Raw genomic sequence first — 21,232 nt, 5'->3', positions numbered from 1 at the left:
ACTGTTAACTGTTAACTGTTAACTGAACATTATGCCGGAGAGCTACTTAGAAATTGAGCGTCATCGAGCTGCGATCGCTCGCACAGAAATCTCTCGCCCTGTAAGATTAGCCATAGAATGGTCAATCATTAACCAGGACAGGACTTTTTTTGACTATGGCTGCGGTCATGGTGGCGATGTGCAGCGTGTCGGGAATCTCGGCTATACGAGTGCAGGTTGGGACCCGTACTATTACCCAAATCAGCAAATTACGCCTGCTGATGTTGTTAATTTGGGTTACGTTATCAACGTCATCGAAGATATCGCAGAACGCAACCAAAGCCTGATTAAAGCCTGGGAACTCACCCGCAAAGTTTTAATTGTCGCTGCACAAGTCTTAATTAACGCTCCCAGCAAAGCCCAACTCGCTTACAATGACGGCATTGTAACTAGCCGTAATACTTTTCAAAAATATTACGAGCAAGAAGAACTCAAAAAATATATTGATCAAGTCTTAAACGTCGATGCAGTCCCGGTGGCGCTTGGGGTTTACTTTGTCTTCCGTGACGAAGCCGAAAAAGAAAGCTTCAAAGCCATCCGTTTCTTTTCGCGCACTTATACACCGCGAGTCCGCATCCCTAGCAAGCGGTTTGAAGATTATCAGGAAGCACTGCAACCACTCATGGAGTTTTTCACCCAACGCGGGAGATTACCTGTCAAGGGTGAATTAGCCAACGAACAAGAACTATTAACGGAATTTGGTAACTTTCGCCGCGCCTTTGGGGTTGTCTTGCAAGCCACCGATGAAGCAGAATGGGATGCGATCGCCTATCGTCGTTCTTTAGACATTCAAGTTTACCTTGCCCTCACCCACTTTGATAAACGCCCCAGATTTTCCCAACTTGCGCCAGAAATGCGCCACGACATCAAAGCCTTTTTTGGTAGTTACGAGGAAGCTTGCGAAGTCGCTGACCAAAAATTATTTAGTTTGGGTAGACCAAAAGTAGTGCAAACAGCCTGCGAAAAAAGCAAAATCGGCAAACATACACGCGGCGCACTTTACGTTCATGTTTCCGCCCTCGCCGCCCTCGATCCCTTACTCCGCATTTACGAAGGTTGCGCCAGTCGTACCATTGGGCGTGTTGATGATGCGACGCTGATCAAATATAACCTTGAGCAACCGCAAATATCTTACTTATTTTATCCAGACTTCGACACAGACCCCCACCCAGCTTTAAAAGCCAGCATCACCATTGACTTAAAAACTTTGTACGTCACTCATCGAGACTATGCAAATCGGGAAAATCCACCTGTTCTGCATCGGAAAGAAACCTTTGTTACACCTAATTATCCCCAATACGAAGAATTTGCTAAACTCACCCAACAAGAACAGGAATTAGGTTTACTCAAGCAAAAAAGTGATATTGGTACCCGTGAAGGTTGGTTAAAATGTCTGGCTGAACATGGAGTCGAAATTAGAGGACATCAAATTTATCCGATCAAAGAAAGTTAGACAAAATTTAGAGGACAAATAGTTATGCAAAGTATTAATATCCGTTCTCGTGTAGGCGCAGATGGTATTTTACATCTTGATATTCCCGTAGAAATGACAAATATAGAAATTGAAGTAACAGTAACAATTCAAGAAATTACACCACAAAAACGCGGCTGGATGCCGGGATTTTTTGAGGAAGTAATTGGTGGTTGGGTAGGAGAAGCCCTAGAAAGACCAGAACAGGGAGAATATGAAACGAGGGAGCAGATATTTTGACTTATTTACTTGATACAAATGTCTGTATTCGCCTAATCAATAACAGTCATCCTGGTGTCGTGAATCGTCTGGCAAGTCAGCAACCAGAGGAATATATTTATTTCTGCTATAGCAATCCTATCTGAGTTGGAAAAAATATTTTTTATAACGAACCGCAAAGGACGCATAGACGCGATAGCGGCTTCCCGCAGGGTAGGACACAAAGAAGAAGAATAAAGAGAAGAAAGATAATTTTACAAATGATTTAGGATTACTATATCACTCAATTGGAACTTTATTATGGAGCTTATCGTAGCTCACAAACTGAGAAAAATTTAGAAATATTACAAAGATTTCATAGCCAATTTAATATTATTGAATTGGACTCACAAACAGCAAAAATAGCAGGTAAAATCCGCGCTGATTTAGCAGTTATAGGTACACCAATCGGCCCTTATGATTTACAAATTGCGGCTGGCGCAATAGCAAAGAATCTGATATTAGTCACGCACAACACGCGAGAATTTAGTCGAATCAGTGGATTAAAGCTTGAAGATTGGGAAGAACCAAGTTAATTTTTGTCAAGTTATGAAACTATGCAGTAACTATGGCAAGATAACTGCAATTCGCTCCAGTGAGTAAGGAATATCGAAACGATGAAAGAAATCCAAGCACTACGCCAAGCCGTCCAAAGTCGCAAAATGGGGGCTTTGTTATTGCTGGGTTTTGCATCGGGATTGCCTTTGTTCTTAACTAGTAGAACATTGCAATTGTGGATGCAAGATGCCAAGGTTGATATCGGCAAAATTACTTTATTTGGTTTGCTGGCGTTGCCTTATTCGCTCAAATTTTTGTGGTCGCCGTTGTTAGATAGGTTTGTACCACCGTTTTTGGGCGCGAGACGGGGTTGGTTGATTTTGACTCAAGTTGGGTTAGCAATTGCGATCGCCACTCTCGCCTTACAACAACCTTCCCAAAGTGACCAAGTATTGCAAATTTTGGCAATCAACTGTTTAATTATCACCTTTTTAAGTGCCACCCAAGACATCGCCGGCGATGCTTACCGTACCGATATTTTAAACCCCCTAGAAGCTGAAGCTGGTGCATCGGTGTGGGTACTCGGCTATCGTGTGGCTTTGTTTGTCACCAGTTCCTTAGCTTTAGTTTTAGCCGATCGCTTACCTTGGAATGGTGTTTACTTACTCATGGCGGCTTTAATGGCTGGGAGTATCTTTGTCACTTTATCTGCACCCAGAGAACCACAGGTAAGCAACAATCGAGAAACAGCACCTTTATCTGCCAAAGATGTGATATTCGTGCTATTTATCACAGCATTAGTAGCTGGTTTACTGGGAGGAGTTTTTCTTGGCTATATTGCTTTGCCTGTATTTTATTGGTTATTAGCAGCTTTGATTGTCGCTTGGATAGTTTCATCTTTATTATTGCCTGATGAATTACTGGGTGAAGCTCAAGAAAATCAAGCCCCCCAAAACCTACAGGAAGCCATTTTTCTGCCTTTTAAAGAGTTTTTTCATCGCTTTGGCTTGGCTCAAGCTGGTGTAATTCTGATATTTATCATCCTTTATAAACTGGGCGATTCTTTAGTTGGTATCACAGCTAATTTATTTTTGCGAGAAATCAACTTTACTAAAACTGAAATTGGTGCAATTCAAGCCGGAATTGGCTTTCTCGCCACAACTGTTGGTGTATTAGCTGGTGGGGTAATCTTAAGCAAAATTCATATTAATCGCGGTTTATGGATATTTGGCATACTGCAATTATTGAGTAACTTGGGTTATTATGCTTTAGCTGTTGCTGGCAAAAATTACTCGTTATTAATCTTGGCAGTAAATATCGAAAATTTTAGTGCTGGATTAGTAACGGTTGCTACAGTGGCATTTTTAATGAACCTCTGCAATCACCGTTTTACAACCACTCAATTTGCATTATTTTCTAGCTTAATGGCGATTAGTAGAGATGTTCTTTCAGCACCGGCAGGCGATTGGGCAAAAGCCACAGGCTGGCCTGTGTTTTTCTTGTTAACCCTAGTAGCAGCCTTGCCAGGATTGTTACTTTTACCGTTTGTTGCTCCCTGGAATCAAAAGCCAGTGGTAATATCTAGACCAGGACTAGAGGAAGAAGATGAGGATGTATGGGAAGCCAAGTAATTGTTGTTGTTGGTACATTTATTCTTTTACTTACAGGCTTGTTACTTGGCTATGTCCTGTCACAGTTAGTACTGGGATTTTTGACTTTTAATCTCTTTACTTTTTTTGGTACACTCAGCCTAATTTTAATTTTCGGCACACTGTATTACGTTTTATTTTGGCAGTTACGCCGAGAACAATCCAGCGTTGTGCCGGAAAATATGTCCGCAACAGAGATTAACGATCGCATCACCGATAACCAACTCAAAAACAGGCTGATTGCCAAGTTAAATGGTGATACCGCCGCAGCTGAACGCTTAATTGAACAAGCCAAGCAAAATTATCCCGGTATGCCAGAAAGTTGGTATTGCGAGCGAGTTATGGATGATTTAGAACGCGATCAGCGTTAAGGTTAAAAAAGAGAGGCAGGAGGCAGAGTAAAATTCTTCAACTCAGCACTTACAACTCAGCACTCAGCACTCAGCACTCAGCACTAAACACTCAGTTTCTTTTGACTTTTAACTTTTGACTTACTAAATATGTCTATAATTCGTCAATACATCGCCCCACTACTGGTACTTTTAGTATTTCTCGTTGCCTTAGTAGCAGTCAGCGCCCGGATATTTTTGCCGGCTGATATGGCAGCACCCGCGCCTATTGAAGAAACTGGGGTAATTTTACCAGCGACGGCTGTGGATTTATTCACCTTTAGCAAATAAAGTGTCTGAGCAATTACTACCAGGGTATTTAATTCGTCGCGGTTCAACATTAGAGCGATCGCTCCTTGTCAAGTTCATGCAACGCACTTACCAGGAGCGATTTCCCCAGCAAGATTTTGCCCACCTCGCCCGCACTGTCGAGCAGTATTTATCCCAAGATACGCCCTTATGGTGGGTGGATGTGAAAGAGGCAGGGGAGACAAGGAGCAGGGAGCAGAGGGGAGAAACATACAAGACTTCTGCCCCCTTGTCTCCCTCGTCTCCCTCATCCCCCTTGCCCCCTGCCCCCTGCCCCGTTGCTTGTGTTTGGGTGGGAAATGCCATAGATCAAGTCAGTGGCGATCGCCATGCTCATATTTTTTTGCTTTACGTCGTCCCAGAACATCGGCGTAAAGGTATTGGTAAGGCTTTAATGCAGCATGTCGAAAAATGGGCAATTCAACGAGGCGATAAACAAATCGGTTTACAAGTCTTTGAATCCAATCAACCTGCTTTAAATCTCTACTATCAACTGGGTTATCAAACTCAATCCTTGTGGATGCTGAAAGAACTGTCAGGTTATTTCGTCGGTGACAGCCATGAGTAGCAGTTTGGCGATCGCAGTACCGCAACAATTTATTTACCGTCCTAAAAATTCTGAAACACTTGGGACAGTTAGTAATTGGTCAATAGACACAAGGCTCAAAAATAAGACTTCAGACTTCATACTTTAGACTTCAGACTTTTCAAACAAATCTCAATCATGTCGAACATAAAGTGTACAATAATCTAGCAAATACCTATCAGGCGCTGAATTATTGGCACGGGGGGTTATCTGTAAATCCCACTCGGCACTTAAATGACGTATGTATGACGACGATGACCTAAGCCTACTCGATCCCGACGTAGAGCTAGAAAGCCCTCTTGATAAAATGGAGCCACTCACTGCTGAATCAGAAGTGGCAAAGCCCGATCCAGAAGTGATGTTAGCACTTTTGGAAAATTCTCAACCCCAGCAGAGAATGTTGGCGGCGCGTGCTTTTTGTGATATTGAAGATGAAAGAGCTACCCCGCTACTCATTGGGCTGTTAAAAGATTCCTGTCCCTTGGTGCGCGTGAGTGCCGCCTATGGTATTGGTCGCAATCCCAGTAAAGAAGCAGTAGAACCATTAATTGCCCAACTCAACCAAGATTGGAACGGTTATGTACGTAAAGGTGTAGTTTGGGCATTGGGTAATTGCCGCGATCGCCGTTGTCTCGCACCCCTCGCTGATGCTTTAAGAACAGACATTTCCGCAGTGCGTTTGTGGTCAGCGAGTGCTTTAGCCCAAATGGCAGGAGTGGGTTACGAAACCGTCATAGGGGCAATTCCCGCCTTAATTGAAGCCTTAGTCCAAGATCCCATTCCCGCCGTTCGCAGTAATAGCGCCTGGGCAATTGGACAGTTATGCAAAGAACTACCCTCTAATATTGTTTACGCCACAGCCATTGATGCCTTAATTCAAGCCTTTGCCGAAGATAAAGATTTAGGCGTACGAGAAGATGCTAAAGCCTCACTACTCGGAGTAGGCGACCCCCGTGGCTTACAGCTAATCGAAACTTTAGAACAAGAAGGATGGTTTTGATCAAGTCAAGAGTTAATGGTCAAAAATAACTTTTGACCATTAACTCTTGACCATTGACCATTGACAAACTTCATTTATTTTCTGATGTTGGCTTAATTAAGTTGAGGTCATAAGGACGTTCGATATCATCCTCGCCTAAATACTCACCGTTTTGAATTTCCAAAATTACCAAGGGAATTAAACCGGGATTTTCCACTTTGTGTAAGGTTGCGGCTGGAACATAAGTTGATTCATTGCGATTCAGCAGCGTTTCCGTATCGCCACAAGTTACCTTAGCCACCCCAGAAACTACCACCCAATGTTCATTGCGATGGTAATGGATTTGTGGTTTAATACCATGCCTGGGTTTAATCTCAACGCGACTAATTCTATAATTATCGCCTTCTTCAATTACCTCCACGTTACCCCAGTATCTCGCACCTGAATGTGAGGACAATTCATGGCTACTAGATTGCTCGTTGTTCTCATTTTGACTCATAACCAAACTGCTCAACCAAACGACTACCAATATTGTGAAGTAATTTAGCGTATATTAGTTGACAATTTGCCACAATCGCTACTGCTAAAGCAGTCCTATGTGAGATGTGAATAAAAAAGATAGGGGAGACAGGGGAGACAAGTAGACAAGGTAGAGAGATGTTGATGAAGAAGAAGTCAGAAATCAGGAGTCAGAATGCAGTATGAATTCTATATGACACTTCTCCTGTCGGAGACGCTACGCGAACGGCAAGCTCTAAACTCCATCCCTTTATGAGTGAAGTATTCACCAATTCTGAATTCTGTCTTCTGACTTTTTTGATCAATATTTGAAGCTAGAGAAAATTTAAGAAATAATAGTAATTCTATGTCTTGTCAAACTATCTGCAATGAATGTGCTTTTCATGTTGAAACTGAGTCAGGAATAGAGTGTATTCACCCCGATGAATTAGCAGTTAATTGTGCTATTGTGACTTTTTGCAGTTCTTTTCAACCTGCGGAAGAAATTGATAGCCCATGTGTGACTTTTGGCCAGGAAGAATAGATCTGAATTTTGCACTCAGAAGTTATAAAGGATTCCCTGAAATTTAAAGGCAATTTAGCATTTAAATTTTGTGGTCTTCAATCTGTGGCATTTATTTTCCCCATAGATTGCATTCTGACTTCTGAATTCTTCAATCTTGTTGCTGATTATCATTTTGTCTATTCGTTTCTAACAGACGAGACATAAACACATCTGGTTTGCGACTCACAACAGAGATAACTTTATCAATAGCAACTACTTCACTAGTTTTAACAACCATTTCCCACAAAGTATCTTCTTCTGTATCTTTGTTATGCGTTCTGTGTTTAAAGCATAACAAATCGTCACAAACATTGATAATTGTTGCGAAATACCACTTATCTCTGATCAATAACCAAATTTCTTGATCCAAGTAACTTTGTAGAACTGATTTCACAATTATTTAGATGATGAAAAACAATGTGGTAAATACTATTTGGGGATAACAACTTGATGCAACAGGGAAAATACTTAATCGTGATTACAGGAAATAATACAAGGTAATCTGAGTCCAAAGCTAGGAAGAAAATTAGATGACAATTTCCAATCCAAAATCCTAAATTTGATGAGTATTTCTACGTCAAACTGTACACAAAATAAATGGCGGATGCTTGATTGATATTAGCTATCCGCCTTTCCCAAAACAACAAAACTATATGTTAATCAATCATGACCGCTAAGAAATTTATGTCAAGCTATTATGCGAAAGGAACATAGTTTTTATGTAAAAACTGCCTGAATGGATGTTTTAGACTTGAGACTGGAGTTGAGCGATCGCAGTCAGCATTTGTTGATAATATTCAATGTTGCCTTCTTGATAATAGATGTTGGCAGATTGTTGAAAATCAGCGATCGCACCGGGAAAATCTTCGAGTTGGCGGTAAATATCGGCGCGTAACATATAAGCGGAAGCCCAATGGGGTTGACGTTGTAAGGCTTGGTTTAAGTCTGCTAATGCGCCTTGCAAGTCTCCCAACAGCAAACGGCTACGCCCGCGATGATACCAGTCTTCAGCAAAACTGGGGTCAAGGGCAATGGCTTGGTTGTAATCAGCGATCGCACTGTGATAATTTTGCAGGGCATAGTAAGCACTGGCGCGATCGCTGTAAAATGCTGCTGTGCTGGGGTTGATTTGCAAAGCTGTGGTGTAATCTGTAATTGCGCCGTGATAGTCTTGCAAGGCATAGCGCAAGGAACCGCGATTGTAATAAGCTTCTACTAAGCTGGGGTTAATTTTAATTGCTTGATTGTAATCAGCTAAAGCTCTTTGTTCCGCTTCTAAAAACCGCAAAGCATTACCCCGATTACAGTAAGCTGGAGCAAAATCAGGCTCAATTCTAATGGCTTGGGTGTATTCTTCCACCGCCGCTAAATAATCTTGTAAAGCTTCACGGGCTAAACCCCGTCCATAGTATGCTGTGGCTGAGTTGGGATTGAGTTGTAAGGCGCGGTTGTAATCTAAAATTGCCCCTTGATAATCTCCTAAACAACGACGAGCGGTAGCGCGATCGCTGTATCCTTGTGCATATTCGGGGTGAATTTGTAAGACACGATTGCTATCGGCGATCGCACTTTGGTAGTCACCCAACTGACAACGCGCATAAGCCAAAAAACCATAGACTAAAGCCAAAGTCGGGTTTCTGTCTAAAGCTTGTTCATAATCAGCGATCGCACCTGGAAAATCACCCAAAGTGGCTTTGACTAATCCGCGCTCATAGTATGCTTGCACATCTTCAGGATTTAATTGCAGAGCTTGGTTAAAGTCAGAAATTGCGGCTGGATAATCTTTTAGGTAAGAACGGACGACTCCGCGATTGTAGTAGGCTGGGGCAAAATTGGGGTTAATTTGTAAGGCGCGATTGTAATCAGCAATTGCGGCTGCATAATCTCCTAAAAGATAACAGGTATTACCCCGGTAATGATAAGCTTCCACCAAATGCGGATCTAACTGTAATGCCCGTTCATGATCGGCAAGGGCTTGCTCATATTCTTCTAAAATATGGAAAATATTCCCGCGACTGCTGTAAACGGCAGCATACTGGGGATACCATTGTAAAGCTTGCTGAAAATCTGCTAATGCGCTTTGGTAATCACCACTTTCACTGCGAGCGATACCCCGATAATGAAAAGCTCGTGCTATATCAAAATCTATATATGTTGCTAATACTGGGTTAATTTCAATCGCTTGGTGATAATCTGCGATCGCATGATCATAATCACCCAACGCACAATAAACATTACCCCGCCCGTGATGGGATTCTGCTAAGTTAGGATTGATCGCTAATGCCCACTCGTAATCAGCGATCGCATCTTCGTAATCTGCTAGAGAATAACGAGTGTTGCCGCGATTATGATAGGCTTCAGCAAACTCAGGATTTATTTGGATTGCCTTGTTAAAATCTGCCAGTGCGGCATCATAGTCTCGGAGTGAGGTATACAAAATATTACCGCGATTATAGTAAGCTTCTGCAAAGTCAGGTTTTAGCTGAATCGCCTCTGTATAATCTGCGATCGCTCCTTGAAAGTTTCCTTGCAAATTTTTGTTAAAACCTTGGTTAAAAAAATCGTCAGCATTCATCTAAGTTCAATGGGCTGTAAAACTCCCGCCCCCTAATTTTAAGATGGGTGCTGCTTTGTAACAATTGACTTCAGCGTATTTTCACAATTTTCTCTGTAAATATAAGTAAGCAACAGTTCTTATACAGCAAAAAGATGTGTAATACTCTACTTATAGTTAATCAATCAAAGCTTCTACATAAAGATTGTTTGTGAGCATAAGTGGAATGAGTCTATAAGTTTGTAGTTATTTTAACTTTTTCTACTTAAAGACTCATGACGCGATCGCCTGTTTCAAATCTGAGTCTTTCATTTTCTTACATAAGTCATTTGTATTTTTATCTTGTTGTAAGATGGAAGACCCATTTGATTGATTAACTGAATCGTCAAGAGATAGAAACCGGACAGGTAATAAATAGATTTGTAAACAACTTCCTGATGTTTTCTATCATTACCTAAAAGGTTATTCATAGCAAAACACAGTAAAATTTGATAACAGATAACAGAGGTACTTCACCAATGAATATTTTGGTAACACCTGAAGATGAGCAACTAGATAAATTGCGTCTCGAATTAGCAAAATTTACAAATGCCCAGGAAGTAATTAACACCAACTTGAAACTCGTAGAAGAAAATTCGCATCGTCCTGCGGACATAAATTCAAAAAGAACGATAGAAGATGATAATACTTGCTGTCAAACATTTAGAGATCGCTCAATGGTTGAAGGGTGTGATCATCAAAAATATGACAATTATTTTGATTTAATTGAAAAATAGAGTTAATGAGTATTTTTACGGTAATTCTAGATTCAGTATTGCAAACAGAAGGTTTGATTGGTAAGGGTGTAAGGGTGTAGGGATTCATGGGTGTACTTATTCAAAACCCTAACAACCCTGTACGCTTTCACCACCACATCCAGTCTCTACAGACAAGCTTGGTGTGTAATATCATTTCCGGTAAAAGACTTATCATCAAAACCGCAGGGGGAGAAAGAGTTTTGTTCTGCACAGATGTGTTGAATCATAACTGATTTGCCGCACATGATATAAGTCATGCTGATATCAATCATAATTTTGCAGGGGAAAAAGAGATGAGGGATTAGAGACTAGAAATAGTAATTTTTACTCAGTAAAATCTAACCAAAAAATTCCTCTTCCTAAAATCTAGCCTCTAATCTCTAGCCCCTATTTTTAAGCCGCGACTTTTTCTTCTAGCGGTTTAAAAGTCTTTTTGGTAGCACCACAAATGGGACATTTCCAATCATCAGGAATATCTTCAAAAGGTGTACCAGGAGCAATACCTGAATCGGGGTCGCCTGCTACGGGGTCATAAATCATACTGCATTGACGACAAATCCATTTGCGAGTTTGGGGGTCATCACCAGCGACTCTGGTGACGGCTTGTCCACCATTGAGGACTTCTAATGCTTCAGTGTAGCGATCGGCGTGGTAATTTTCGATAAACTTGAGCAAGCCAAAACGGTGTGCAGCTTCTCGAAATGTATCAGCATGTTCGCCAGATTCTTGTGCTTGTTTGAGAAATTCTGCGGCGGCTGGGTTATCGCGATCGCTTTTTGCCGCTTCAGCAAATTCGGGATACATTGTAGTGTATTCGTAAGTCTCGCCTTCAATTGCTAAAGACAAGCAACGAGAAACAATTTGTTTTTTTTGTTCATCAGTTAAAGCGGCTGGATCTTTCACCACCAATTCTGGATGCAGCAACTCAAAATGAGCAAAAGCATGTTCGGTTTCTTGTTCTGCGGTTTCACGAAACAGTTTTGCTAAATCCGAAAATCCCAATTTACTAGCAACTTTCGCAAAATATAAATATTTTCGATTAGCCATCGACTCACCACCGAAGGCGGCTTCTAAGTTATGCAGAGTATTAATGTTGGATAAATCCATAGTTTGAGAATACCTGTCAGAAAATTTTAATTGTAGGTTTTTGAGTTTGGGTTGTCCCCAAAGCAAAATGCTCGATAATTGCCAATTTCCCATTAATTCCACAAATGAAACTAGATGATTTCACTATTCAGGAATTATTGGTTAACTGAGAATTACTAGCAAAAAAACAAGCTATAAATCAGTTTGAGGAGCTAATTTTGTATAACAGAAAACGTTTTATACAATTTTTTTTCGCCCATTTTTCTTTACTTGTTTTGTCTGCCGTTCCAGGAAGATTATATAAGACGAAGGTTTGATTTCTGAAAAACAGTAGACTTAAAAAGTAAATTTTTCGACTTTCTACCTGCACAGATAATTTCACATCTAAAACTGAATGACTATAAAACCAAGAAGCAGATATTTGATAAATAAAAACCTCAAACAACCCCACCGTTAACCCGAATGTTCTGCCCGTTCAATATCAGCCACATTACCTACATCAGCTTGGACAGAAATTGCTGACACTCCCAGCTTTTCGATTTCTGCTACAACTTCTTGGGCTTTAGCTGCATTCCCCGCATAATTAACTGCGATAGATGCACCCTTTTGCGCTAATGTTAAAGCGATCGCTCGACCAATTCCCCGTGATGCACCAGTGACAATTGCAACTTTCCCAGTTAAAGCTGCCATAAATAAATCCTGCTTGACTAGTGATGAGTTGCTCTTAACCTATCGCACAAAGGTTAAATTTACCTGTTGAGTATTTGTTTTTTTCACTCAGCACTCAGCACTAAGATTCAGGCACAATAGACACGCCATCCCGAATGTTTAGCAGTCCAGAGATAATAATTTTGTCTTCTGGCTGTAACCCGGCTAAAACTTGGTAATAGTTATTGTTGATATTGCCTAACTTCACGCGCTTTTGTTGCGCTACTAACTGAGAAACGCCTTGGGGAGTTGTTTGTGGTTGGGCGACATAAACAAAAGTTTCACCCGCCACGCGAGTGACTGCTGTAGTTGGAATTAAAACTCCTGGACGCTGACTCCAAATTAATCTTGTGCGGACTAATTGACCTGCCCTTAATTGCCCTTGGGTATTGTTGAACAATGCTTTAATTAATATCGATGGTTGTTCAGTGTTAACGTTGGGAACAATTAAAAACACTCGACTTGTACCCAAAACCTGCCCTTGGGTGCTGAGGATTTCCACAGGCATTCCCTTTCGTAATTTAGGGCCGCGCTCTAGTGGTAAAGTTAAGGCAACTTCTAAAGGTCGGGTTTCAGCAACGGTCATCAGTCGTGAAGAAGGCGTGACAAAATCACCAGCTTTTACCGAGATATCGCCTACCGTACCAGCAAAGGGAGCCGTAATTTTGTCATACTGAAGTTGTGCTGGTGGTTGTCTATTGTTAGCGGTAGCTTGCTGGAGGGCATTTTCAGCTTGCAGAATGCTAGTTTTTTGGGCTTGAATGCGAGAATTGACAGCATCTAGATTAGCTTTTGCTGTCGCCAATCTATTAGCCGCTAAATCCTTGGCTTGGCGTGATATTGCACCTTGGTCTGCTAAATTGGCAGATTTTGCGTAATCTAATTGATTGGACTGGACTTCACCTAACTTTGATATGCGTTCTAGTTCCAAAGCGCGGAGTGTGGCGCGGGCGCTTTCTAGGAGGGCGGCGGTTGCTTGAGTTGCACCATTATTACCCAGGTTGTTGGGTTGTTGGGCTTTATAATCTATCTGAATAATAGGCGTACCAATAGCAACCGTATCTCCTGGCTTGACAAATATCTGGGTAACTTGGCCAGGAATTCTCGGTAGGAGGTTGATAGAACGTCGGGACTCTAAAGTGGCAATATAGTCTGCACTTTCTTCAATTGTGCCTAATTGCACAGGTGCTATTTTGGCTCTTACCCCTGGTGTTTGAGCTTGAATGGGTTTTGTTGGCTGTACAGGAGTAAGTAAACGCCAAGCGATCGCAACTCCACCCCCTACTATTAGTATTAAAGCTAACAATAATCGCCACCATCGCCAATTTTTTTGAGGTGGTGGCGATGATGGTTCTGTAAGTTCTTTGTCAAAATCAATTTGTGGCTCAGGGGATGTCATGACTTATCAGGTTACTAAAAATAAAGTAATTGAAGAATTCAGAAGTCAGGAGTCAGAATGTGAACAGTAGGAGAAAAATACACCGTACTGATTGAAGACCAGCAAATTAAGAATTTGGTGGGTATCTTATACCCGTTTCTTCATTCACCAGCAACGCACTGAGCTTGCCGTTCGCGTAGCGTCTCCGCCAGGAGAAGTGTCACACTCAGGTAAATTTTGAATTCTGCCTACTGACTCCTGCATTCTGTTTGATAATTTTCGGTCTTTTTAGATGCAATTTACTGATACAGCATGAAGAGCAATAATAAATTATATGTTATACCAAATGGAAGAATGATTGCGACAAATGGATTGCTCGAAAAGCTTACCAGTAAACCCTTTCTCAATCCAAAATCTAAAATCCAAAATGGTATTAGCTCTGTCTTAATATATAGCTTTTCTAGAGTAGCCCTAATCTATCAAAAGGTTAATGATAAAAATTTAGATTGTGATAAGTTTTTTAACTGTCTTGTTTGTTATTGTGTAAAATCCTGGAACCCTGCTAAGATAATCTGTTTATCTTTGGTTAGCAGTAAGAAAGAGCATTTTTTATGTATGTTTTTTTGCAGAAATTATACTTGGTAGATAATGTTACATAATTTCTGAATTAACGTAAATTCAATGAGTGCTTTTTGACATCACCTTCTTATTCTGACTCCTGAATTCTGACTTCTGAATTCTTCAATCAGAAATACCATAATGTTGTGCCTGCATATTCCACAAAGTTGTATATTCACCACCAAGCTGTAAAAGTTCTTGATGAGTTCCATCTTCAATTAAATGACCAGCTTTCATGACTAAAATTCGGTCAGCCATCCGTACTGAAGCTAGTCTGTGAGTAATCAAAATTGTTGTTTTACCTTCGGCTAATTCAATAAAGCGTCTGTAGAGGTCATATTCACTACGGGGGTCAAGCGCAGCCGTTGGTTCATCTAATAATAATATTTGTGCTTCCTGGCGGACAAAAGCACGCGCTAAAGCTAATTTTTGCCACTGACCACCAGAAAGTTCTGTACCGCCAAATTGCTTACCTAATGGTGTATCTTCTCTTGTAGGAAAATTATCAACAAGTGTGGTAATATCAGCTTTTTCGATTGCATACCTGAGAATATTTGGACTTTCTAAAGCCGCTAAATTCCCTAACGCGATATTTTCTCCCAGAGTCAGCGCGTAATGACCAAAGTCTTGAAAAACCACAGCAATTTGTTGTCGCCACTGTTGTAAATTTAAATTTCTGAGGTCTATATCATCCACTAAAATACAACCTTGTGTTGGATCATACAGCCTAGTTAAAAGTTTAACTAAAGTTGTTTTACCTGCACCATTTTCGCCGACTATGGCGACAGTTTGCCCAGGGTAAAGAGTAAAAGAAATATCTTGTAAAGCTAATCGATTATCTGGATAGTAAAAGTCAACTTTCTCAAAAGTAATACCAGAACGAATCGGCATTGGTACCTTTTCGCCAGGGATGCTGATTCTCATCGGGATGGGACTGTCGAGAAAATTGAAAAACTGCTGCATATATAGAATATTTTCAAATAATTCTACCCAATTAGCGACAAATCTTTCGAGATTATTTTGAAAGTAAGTTAATGATTGGACAAATAAAAGTACACTACCAGGACTGAAATTACCCCGAAAAGCTTGCTGTACGACCCAATAAAAAGCAAAACCATTACCTAACGTACTCAGAATAGCTAAAGTTGATGACCAAAATGCTTGTTTACCACGCAGATAACGCATGGTTTGGTGTAAAGATTGAAACGCTTGTAAGTAACGCTCGATAAAAAATGAACTTAGTTGAAACAACCTGATTTCTTTAGCGTAGCTATCCGTGAGCATGAGTGAAGTGTAATATTGCATTCGCCGCGCTTGCGGACTATTTTCAAATAAAGTTAGCCAAATTGCTTGACCATATTGAGAAGAAACGACGATTTGGGGTACAGTGGCGATCGCAATTACTAATGGTATCCAAAAAGCTAAGGGAACTAGTAACCCAACTATGACTATCAAAGTCACAAAAGAGCGACTTAATTCCACTAAATTTTCTAGTAAACTTAACGGTTTATAGCCGACTTGTTGCTGCAATATTTGTAGTTCATCATAAAACATAGAATCTTCAAAACGGCTCAAATCTGCAAAATTATCGGCTTTACGCATTAACAATAAGCTGATATGCGCCGTTAACTTATCATTGAGATTTCCTTGCAGTGCCAATATCCAAGGATAAAGCATCGTTTCTAATAGCAAAGCTCCCACCCATCCTAATACCAAAGGTATCAGAACTGCATACCCTAATTCTCTACCAGATGTTAAGGCTCCTGCTACAGTATCTATCACTAACTTAGTAATCCAAACACTAATAGCAGGTAGAAAACCTTGTAATAAAGTCACAGCAATTAAGAACATCATTTCTCTGGGTGCTGCTTGCCATAACAAAGGTAGAGAACGAAATAAAGTTTTAGCGTAGTCTGTAAACCAAACTCTAAAATCGCTCATCAATTAAACCTAATTATTTATCTTTGAAGGCAGGCAGTTATATTAGATGCTATGTCAACTCAAAACCATCTTACTTAAGATAGAACAATCTGAATGTTATGAGTCAAAAGTATACTACTCCAGAAAGAATAAAAAACTCTAGAAAAAGATAATGTTAGAGAAGTTAGATGATCAAGACAGGATAAGGTATCGCTAACAATCACACAAGATTTATCAAAGACAAGGTTTTCGGGAAGATTAATCCTCTATGGAAATTCCCATCACTGATGACAAAGTGATTTTGCCTGTTGTGGATTAGTGACAATCTAAATACAAAGCTGAATGTCGTTGTTTAACTATGACCTTATTGGCATATATAGTTCAGCATTAACCACTGTCTGATTATCGGCTCGTCTTCAAATTCGCTTGTTCCTATATCTCTGATTTCATCAAATCTATTGATGGACAAATATCATCACAGTTTTTCGGCAAATTAAATGCAGATTTGCTCACAAGCTGATGAATTGAAGTTACAAGGAGTAATTGACAATGCTTGCAGAAAAAACACTGACCCAACAAACAATAGATATGCGTTTGGCAGATAAAGCTGACAAATTAGAGCAACTTTTGTTGTCTGATGAGGAAAGAGCAGCTTTAGAAAAATTAGCAATGCCTGGAATGTTAGAATCTGAAACTCAACAAAGATGGTTTGCTAATTGCGGCGGCTGTGGTGGATGTGGTGGATGTCGGGGATGTTTTCCTTGTCGTGGCTGTTTTGGATGTGGTGGATGTGGTGGATGTCGGGGATGTCGTGGCTGTCGTGGCTGTGGATGTCGAGTTAGTGAAACTGGCTCAATGTCAAGTGTTCCAGACGACATAGATGAGCTTGGATTTGGATACTAAATCATCTGGGGATATCTAGCATTTCAGATCCCCGACTTCTTAAAGAAGTCGGGGATCTGAAACCAAATGACTCTATTCTCTTCCTTCGTGTACTTTTATTAGACAATGGCTAAGATTTGGGGGATTCTCCACGCCACATGCTTCAAGTCGGCAAAGCCGCCCAACGCAGTGGCTCCCCAAGCCCCCGATTGGGGTACGGTTGCGTCCCCCAAACCCCCTCCAAAATCATTTTTTCGTTTTTTGTTGAGTGATCATTTTCTGGTTTTGTTGAAATTTATTTTTCTTTAGGACTTACGCACAGGCTACGGAAGAACGAACCACAGAGGCGCAGATTTCACGGAGAAATGAGAGTTTGAGAGAGTTTTTGCGTAAGTCCTATTCTTATCTGAACCGTATTGTGCTATGTAAAGCAAAAAAACTTTTACCTGACAAATTCTAAAAACAGTTTTGCAATTATTTTTGACAGCTTGAAATAATCAGATGAAATAATCAGATAAAGCCTATGCAATTAAATGATGCTCAACGTCTGCGTTTATTAGAACATATTGTTGTTCATGTGATGCCGCCAGATTGTAGTGGCGAAGAAACAATGATTTTCAATACAACACGGCGAACACTGACTGTAAAGGGTCAAGCACTGCGTGATGTGGAAAGTATAGTATTACCTTTACTAGATGGCTCACGAACAATCGGAGAAATTAAAGTAGAAATAGGGGAGAAATTAACAGATGCTTCAATCAATCAATGTTTACAGTTTTTGATGGAAAATCGGTTAGTTGAAGAATTATTAGAAGATGCTGCTGATTTAAATATCCGGGCTGATTTATTACCTCAAATGAGTCTTTATCATGAGTTGGGATTTCAGCAAAAGGATGCCCAAAAACAGTTAGTAAAAGCGAGAATTGCTGTTTTTGGACTTGGTGGTTCAGGGATGATAGCAGCAATTAACTTGGCTAGTGCGGGGATTGGTTTTCTGAGATTATGTGATGATGTCTGCACACTGACTGCTGATTTGATGATGTCAGACTCAGCATTTAATCAAATTGGTGCTTTGCGGGGTGTGGAAACTGCAAGACAAATTGCCGCGATCGCAGAAATCACTGAAACTGAAATTGTGACTGATAATTTCACAGACGATGCTACAGTCAATGCTTTACTAGAAGATGTTGACTTGGTGATTGTCGCCACTGATGCGGTTTCCGTCAATCTTGCCTATCGTCTGAATAGATTATGCTGGCAGATGCAACGCCCATTATTACCAGGTGGCGCGGCTGGTGTGGAAGGCACTTTTGGGCCGTTAGTCTTGGCTCAAGATGGCCCTTGTTATCTCTGCTATCGGATGCGGTCGATAGCTTGCGCCAAACTCCCAGAGGCGGAATTAGCCATTGAGCGATTTCTTGACCGAGAACGCCGTTCTCAACCAAGGTTGCAAGAAACTTTACCCATCGCCCAGATGTTAGTAGGAAGTTACCTAGCTCTGGATACCATTAAAATGTTTCTTGGTTTACCCATCGCTACAGATGGCAAATTAGTGCATCTAGACTTATTGGGTACAAAACTCACTCACAATGTTGTGCTGAAAAAACCAGGTTGCCCCCATTGTTCACAACAGGAGAGAATCAGTGAATAGTGCGATCGCTAGTCCACGTTGGCGTGATTTAGTTAGCCCTCATACTGGTATCATCCGCGCCATCGATAGGTTTACCAAGCCTTATACAGAGTTTGATTTCCCAGTTCTCTGGCAAGCCGAATTAGCTAATTTTCAATTGCGTAAACAGCCAGATGATTTACGCTACGGTGTCGGCAGAGGAATGACAGATGAACAAGCAATTTTTGGGGCAGTTGGAGAAGCCGTAGAGCGATACTGTGGCAGCATTGTTAATTATCGCCAACTCATTATTAGTAGCTACGCAGATTTAACTTATCCCGCCGTCCCGCCACCAAGTTTTTTCTCATTTTCAGACACCCAATACTCTGACCCAACTTTTCCTTTTCCTGCTTTTGATGAAACAACGCAGACTTCCTGGATGACTGCGATCTCTCTTTCAAGTAACCAACCAATGTTAGTCCCAGCATTTATGGTTTATTTTGACTGGGATATTCATCAACCAGGAGATGACATTTTACCTGTGACTTCTAACGGTTTGGCTAGTGGCCCAAATGTTGAGTTTGCAGCTTACAGTGGCTTGTGTGAATTGATTGAGCGCGATGCTTTTGTTATTAATTGGTTAAACCGCTTACCTGCGCCCCGGATTTATTTCGCCCACCGCCCCGGAATTGAGACAGAAATTTTACGTCACTACTCCCGATTTGGCATTGAGTTAGTTACCTTTTATTTGACCACTGATATTAACATCCCAGTGGTGATGGCGATGTTAATTGACCGTTCCGGCAGAACTCCGGCTGTCGCCACTGGTTTAGGATGTCATCTGGATGGTTCAACGGCGCTACGTAAGGCAATTTTTGAAGTTTGCCAAGCCCGTTTCGGTGATATAGAACGCAAAGCTAATGGTGCTGGTTCCCATCTCCATCAATATCAAGATGTCCAGAATTTAGATGATCACAGCGCCTTTTTCTACACAACCACTCGCTTAGGTGAGTTGGAATTTTTATTTGAGCATGATAGTTATATAGCCGTTGAAGATTTACCAACGTACACCTCTGCCACAGAAGCAGAAAAATTGCGGACTGTCATCACAAGATTGCATTCTGTGGGCGCTGAACCATATTTAGTTGATATTACAACTCCTGATGTAGCACCGCTTGGTTTTCGCGTCGTGCGGACTTTGGCGAGTGAATTAGTGCCGATATATTTTGGTTATGGGTTAGAACCATTGGGAAATCGGCGGTTATTTGAAGTACCACAAAGGTTAGGTTATAGTGGGCGACGCAGCGAAGCTGATTTAAATCCCTGTCCACATCCTATGGCTTAACGTTCTTTGGCGTTGCATAAATGCGGGATGAATTGAGACTTTTGTACAAAGCAGAATATTGATTCTTTGCGCCTTTGCGTGAGACAAAAATCATCCCACTAATCAGTCTTGAGAATGTTGGGTTACGCTATCGCTACACCCAACCTACTATTCTCTTAACTAAAACTCTTTGTTAAAGTCATTTTTTTTAACGAACCACAAAGGGCGCAAAGAGCGCGAAGAGAAGAAAAAAGTACTAACTGAACAGTATTGAGTTATACATCACTCATTACTCATTACTCATTACTCATCACTCATCTTTATGTATACAGTCAACGAGCCACTAGAATTAGCTCTTCTCTATCATTTAAACTCCCCAGTACCGAAAAGTTATGTCAAGCGCGTTCCGGCTACAGAAATGCGATATATGCCGGAGGCTGCTTTTTTGGAATTGCCCAAAGCACCTCATGACAATTCTTTGAGCCTGCTTTTAGAGCAACGGTCTTCTGTGCGATCATTTGTTAATACAACTATGCCGTTGATTAAATTAGCTCAGTTGCTGGATGCGGGATGTGGTTTAAATGGGTTGCGTCACACAGAGGGTTACACCTATGAAGCGCGAAACTCACCATCGGCGGGGGGGCTGTATCCGTTGGAAGTGTTTGTCTCAACCCAAGCGGTAGAAAATTTAGCTGATGGACTTTATCATTATGAACCGCGTGGTCATGGCTTACATCTGGTGAATCAGGCAGTACCTAATGATTTTGTGGAAGCTTTACTGCAACAAGACTACATTGTGAATGCCAATGCTTTGGTGATATTCACGTCTATTTTTATGCGATCGCTGTGTAAATATGGTGCGCGGGGCTACCGTTTTGCACTTTTAGAAGCTGGTCATCAAGCAGAAAATATTTGTCTGATGGCTGTGCAATTAGGGCTGGGTAGTCTTTGCATCGGTGGTTTTCATGACCTCAGCCTCAATAAGATGTTGGGTATTGATGGCAAACGTCATGCGGCGCTTTATTGTGTTGCTGTCGGGACTGGTGTTGTAATCTAAAATTAACCGCAGATAGACGCGGATAAACGCAGATAAAAAGACCATAAGAAATTGCTAA

The 21,232-nt window shown here is 41.0% G+C and carries 23 protein-coding genes; 16 read left to right on the top strand and 7 right to left on the bottom strand.

Going from position 1 to position 21,232, the window contains the following annotated elements; all coding sequences use genetic code 11:
• Positions 1-31 precede the first annotated feature (31 nt).
• The 10 genes from H6G77_RS09065 (at position 32) to H6G77_RS09030 (ending at position 6,199) form a co-directional block, all read left to right on the top strand.
• Positions 32-1,492: a DNA phosphorothioation-associated putative methyltransferase gene (locus H6G77_RS09065; RefSeq protein ID WP_190871380.1), complete on the top strand. Its 1,461-nt coding sequence runs from the start codon at positions 32-34 to the stop codon at positions 1,490-1,492.
• A 24-nt stretch (positions 1,493-1,516) separates the two neighbouring features.
• Positions 1,517-1,750, top strand: a complete 234-nt coding sequence (locus H6G77_RS09060; RefSeq protein ID WP_190672211.1) for a hypothetical protein — start codon at positions 1,517-1,519, stop codon at positions 1,748-1,750.
• Complete coding sequence (locus H6G77_RS36200) at positions 1,747-1,875, top strand: type II toxin-antitoxin system VapC family toxin (protein WP_277877291.1); 129 nt, start codon at positions 1,747-1,749, stop codon at positions 1,873-1,875. The genes H6G77_RS09060 and H6G77_RS36200 overlap by 4 nt, the downstream gene beginning before the upstream one ends.
• 141 nt (positions 1,876-2,016) lie before the next feature.
• Entirely contained in the window at positions 2,017-2,304 is a 288-nt protein-coding gene (locus tag H6G77_RS09055) for a PIN domain-containing protein (protein ID WP_199331420.1), read from the top strand.
• 81 nt (positions 2,305-2,385) lie between these two features.
• A complete protein-coding gene (locus tag H6G77_RS09050) occupies positions 2,386-3,897 on the top strand; it encodes an AmpG family muropeptide MFS transporter (protein ID WP_190591291.1) in 1,512 nt (503 codons plus the stop codon).
• Positions 3,882-4,286 carry an ABC transporter permease gene (locus H6G77_RS09045; RefSeq protein ID WP_190591292.1) on the top strand — a complete coding sequence of 135 codons (405 nt, stop codon included), beginning with the start codon at positions 3,882-3,884 and terminating at the stop codon, positions 4,284-4,286. Before H6G77_RS09050 ends, H6G77_RS09045 begins: the two co-directional genes overlap by 16 nt.
• Positions 4,287-4,415: 129 nt before the next feature.
• Positions 4,416-4,595 carry a hypothetical protein gene (locus H6G77_RS09040; protein ID WP_190591293.1) on the top strand — a complete coding sequence of 60 codons (180 nt, stop codon included), beginning with the start codon at positions 4,416-4,418 and terminating at the stop codon, positions 4,593-4,595.
• A 1-nt stretch (position 4,596) separates the two neighbouring features.
• A complete protein-coding gene (locus H6G77_RS09035; protein ID WP_190871379.1) occupies positions 4,597-5,181 on the top strand; it encodes an N-acetyltransferase in 585 nt (194 codons plus the stop codon).
• Positions 5,174-5,308: a hypothetical protein gene (locus tag H6G77_RS36195; RefSeq protein WP_277880555.1), complete on the top strand. Its 135-nt coding sequence runs from the start codon at positions 5,174-5,176 to the stop codon at positions 5,306-5,308. Before H6G77_RS09035 ends, H6G77_RS36195 begins: the two co-directional genes overlap by 8 nt.
• Positions 5,309-5,440: 132 nt before the next feature.
• On the top strand, positions 5,441-6,199 hold the full coding sequence (locus tag H6G77_RS09030) for a HEAT repeat domain-containing protein (RefSeq protein WP_190591295.1): 759 nt from the start codon (positions 5,441-5,443) through the stop codon (positions 6,197-6,199).
• 70 nt (positions 6,200-6,269) lie between these two features.
• Here H6G77_RS09030 and H6G77_RS09025 read toward each other — a convergent pair whose 3' ends face one another.
• Positions 6,270-6,677 (bottom strand): phosphomannose isomerase type II C-terminal cupin domain, encoded by a 408-nt coding sequence (locus tag H6G77_RS09025; protein ID WP_190591296.1) that lies wholly within the window; start codon positions 6,675-6,677, stop codon positions 6,270-6,272.
• A 366-nt stretch (positions 6,678-7,043) separates the two neighbouring features.
• On the opposite strand from H6G77_RS09025, the gene H6G77_RS09020 reads away from it, so the two are divergent.
• A complete protein-coding gene (locus tag H6G77_RS09020) occupies positions 7,044-7,220 on the top strand; it encodes a hypothetical protein (protein WP_190591297.1) in 177 nt (58 codons plus the stop codon).
• 130 nt (positions 7,221-7,350) lie between these two features.
• On the opposite strand, the gene H6G77_RS09015 is transcribed toward H6G77_RS09020, so the two are convergent.
• Both H6G77_RS09015 and H6G77_RS09010 read right to left on the bottom strand, forming a co-directional pair.
• Complete coding sequence (locus H6G77_RS09015) at positions 7,351-7,635, bottom strand: hypothetical protein (RefSeq protein ID WP_190591298.1); 285 nt, start codon at positions 7,633-7,635, stop codon at positions 7,351-7,353.
• Between the two features lie 351 nt (positions 7,636-7,986).
• On the bottom strand, positions 7,987-9,816 hold the full coding sequence (locus H6G77_RS09010) for a tetratricopeptide repeat protein (protein ID WP_190871378.1): 1,830 nt from the start codon (positions 9,814-9,816) through the stop codon (positions 7,987-7,989).
• A gap of 497 nt (positions 9,817-10,313) precedes the next feature.
• On the opposite strand from H6G77_RS09010, the gene H6G77_RS09005 reads away from it, so the two are divergent.
• Entirely contained in the window at positions 10,314-10,571 is a 258-nt protein-coding gene (locus H6G77_RS09005) for a hypothetical protein (protein ID WP_190591300.1), read from the top strand.
• A 414-nt stretch (positions 10,572-10,985) separates the two neighbouring features.
• On the opposite strand, the gene H6G77_RS09000 is transcribed toward H6G77_RS09005, so the two are convergent.
• From H6G77_RS09000 to H6G77_RS08985, 4 genes are all read right to left on the bottom strand, one after another.
• Positions 10,986-11,699 (bottom strand): rubrerythrin family protein, encoded by a 714-nt coding sequence (locus tag H6G77_RS09000; RefSeq protein WP_190591301.1) that lies wholly within the window; start codon positions 11,697-11,699, stop codon positions 10,986-10,988.
• Positions 11,700-12,131: 432 nt separating this feature from the next.
• On the bottom strand, positions 12,132-12,368 hold the full coding sequence (locus H6G77_RS08995; protein WP_313954486.1) for an SDR family NAD(P)-dependent oxidoreductase: 237 nt from the start codon (positions 12,366-12,368) through the stop codon (positions 12,132-12,134).
• Between the two features lie 100 nt (positions 12,369-12,468).
• Positions 12,469-13,785 carry an efflux RND transporter periplasmic adaptor subunit gene (locus tag H6G77_RS08990; protein WP_190871377.1) on the bottom strand — a complete coding sequence of 439 codons (1,317 nt, stop codon included), beginning with the start codon at positions 13,783-13,785 and terminating at the stop codon, positions 12,469-12,471.
• Positions 13,786-14,505: 720 nt separating this feature from the next.
• Positions 14,506-16,323 (bottom strand): ABC transporter ATP-binding protein, encoded by a 1,818-nt coding sequence (locus H6G77_RS08985; protein ID WP_190871376.1) that lies wholly within the window; start codon positions 16,321-16,323, stop codon positions 14,506-14,508.
• 528 nt (positions 16,324-16,851) lie between these two features.
• On the opposite strand from H6G77_RS08985, the gene H6G77_RS08980 reads away from it, so the two are divergent.
• The 4 genes from H6G77_RS08980 (at position 16,852) to H6G77_RS08965 (ending at position 21,174) form a co-directional block, all read left to right on the top strand.
• On the top strand, positions 16,852-17,205 hold the full coding sequence (locus H6G77_RS08980) for a hypothetical protein (RefSeq protein ID WP_190672226.1): 354 nt from the start codon (positions 16,852-16,854) through the stop codon (positions 17,203-17,205).
• A gap of 502 nt (positions 17,206-17,707) precedes the next feature.
• Positions 17,708-18,835 carry a TOMM precursor leader peptide-binding protein gene (locus H6G77_RS08975; RefSeq protein ID WP_190871375.1) on the top strand — a complete coding sequence of 376 codons (1,128 nt, stop codon included), beginning with the start codon at positions 17,708-17,710 and terminating at the stop codon, positions 18,833-18,835.
• Positions 18,828-20,138 carry a YcaO-like family protein gene (locus H6G77_RS08970; RefSeq protein WP_190672232.1) on the top strand — a complete coding sequence of 437 codons (1,311 nt, stop codon included), beginning with the start codon at positions 18,828-18,830 and terminating at the stop codon, positions 20,136-20,138. Before H6G77_RS08975 ends, H6G77_RS08970 begins: the two co-directional genes overlap by 8 nt.
• A 301-nt stretch (positions 20,139-20,439) precedes the next feature.
• Complete coding sequence (locus H6G77_RS08965) at positions 20,440-21,174, top strand: SagB/ThcOx family dehydrogenase (protein WP_190871374.1); 735 nt, start codon at positions 20,440-20,442, stop codon at positions 21,172-21,174.
• Positions 21,175-21,232 lie beyond the last annotated feature (58 nt).

The sequence above is a fragment of the Aulosira sp. FACHB-615 genome (assembly GCF_014698045.1).
Lineage (GTDB): Bacteria > Cyanobacteriota > Cyanobacteriia > Cyanobacteriales > Nostocaceae > Nostoc_B.
The sequence above is the reverse complement of the archived record's forward strand: the minus strand, read 5'-3'. Positions and strand labels throughout refer to the sequence as shown.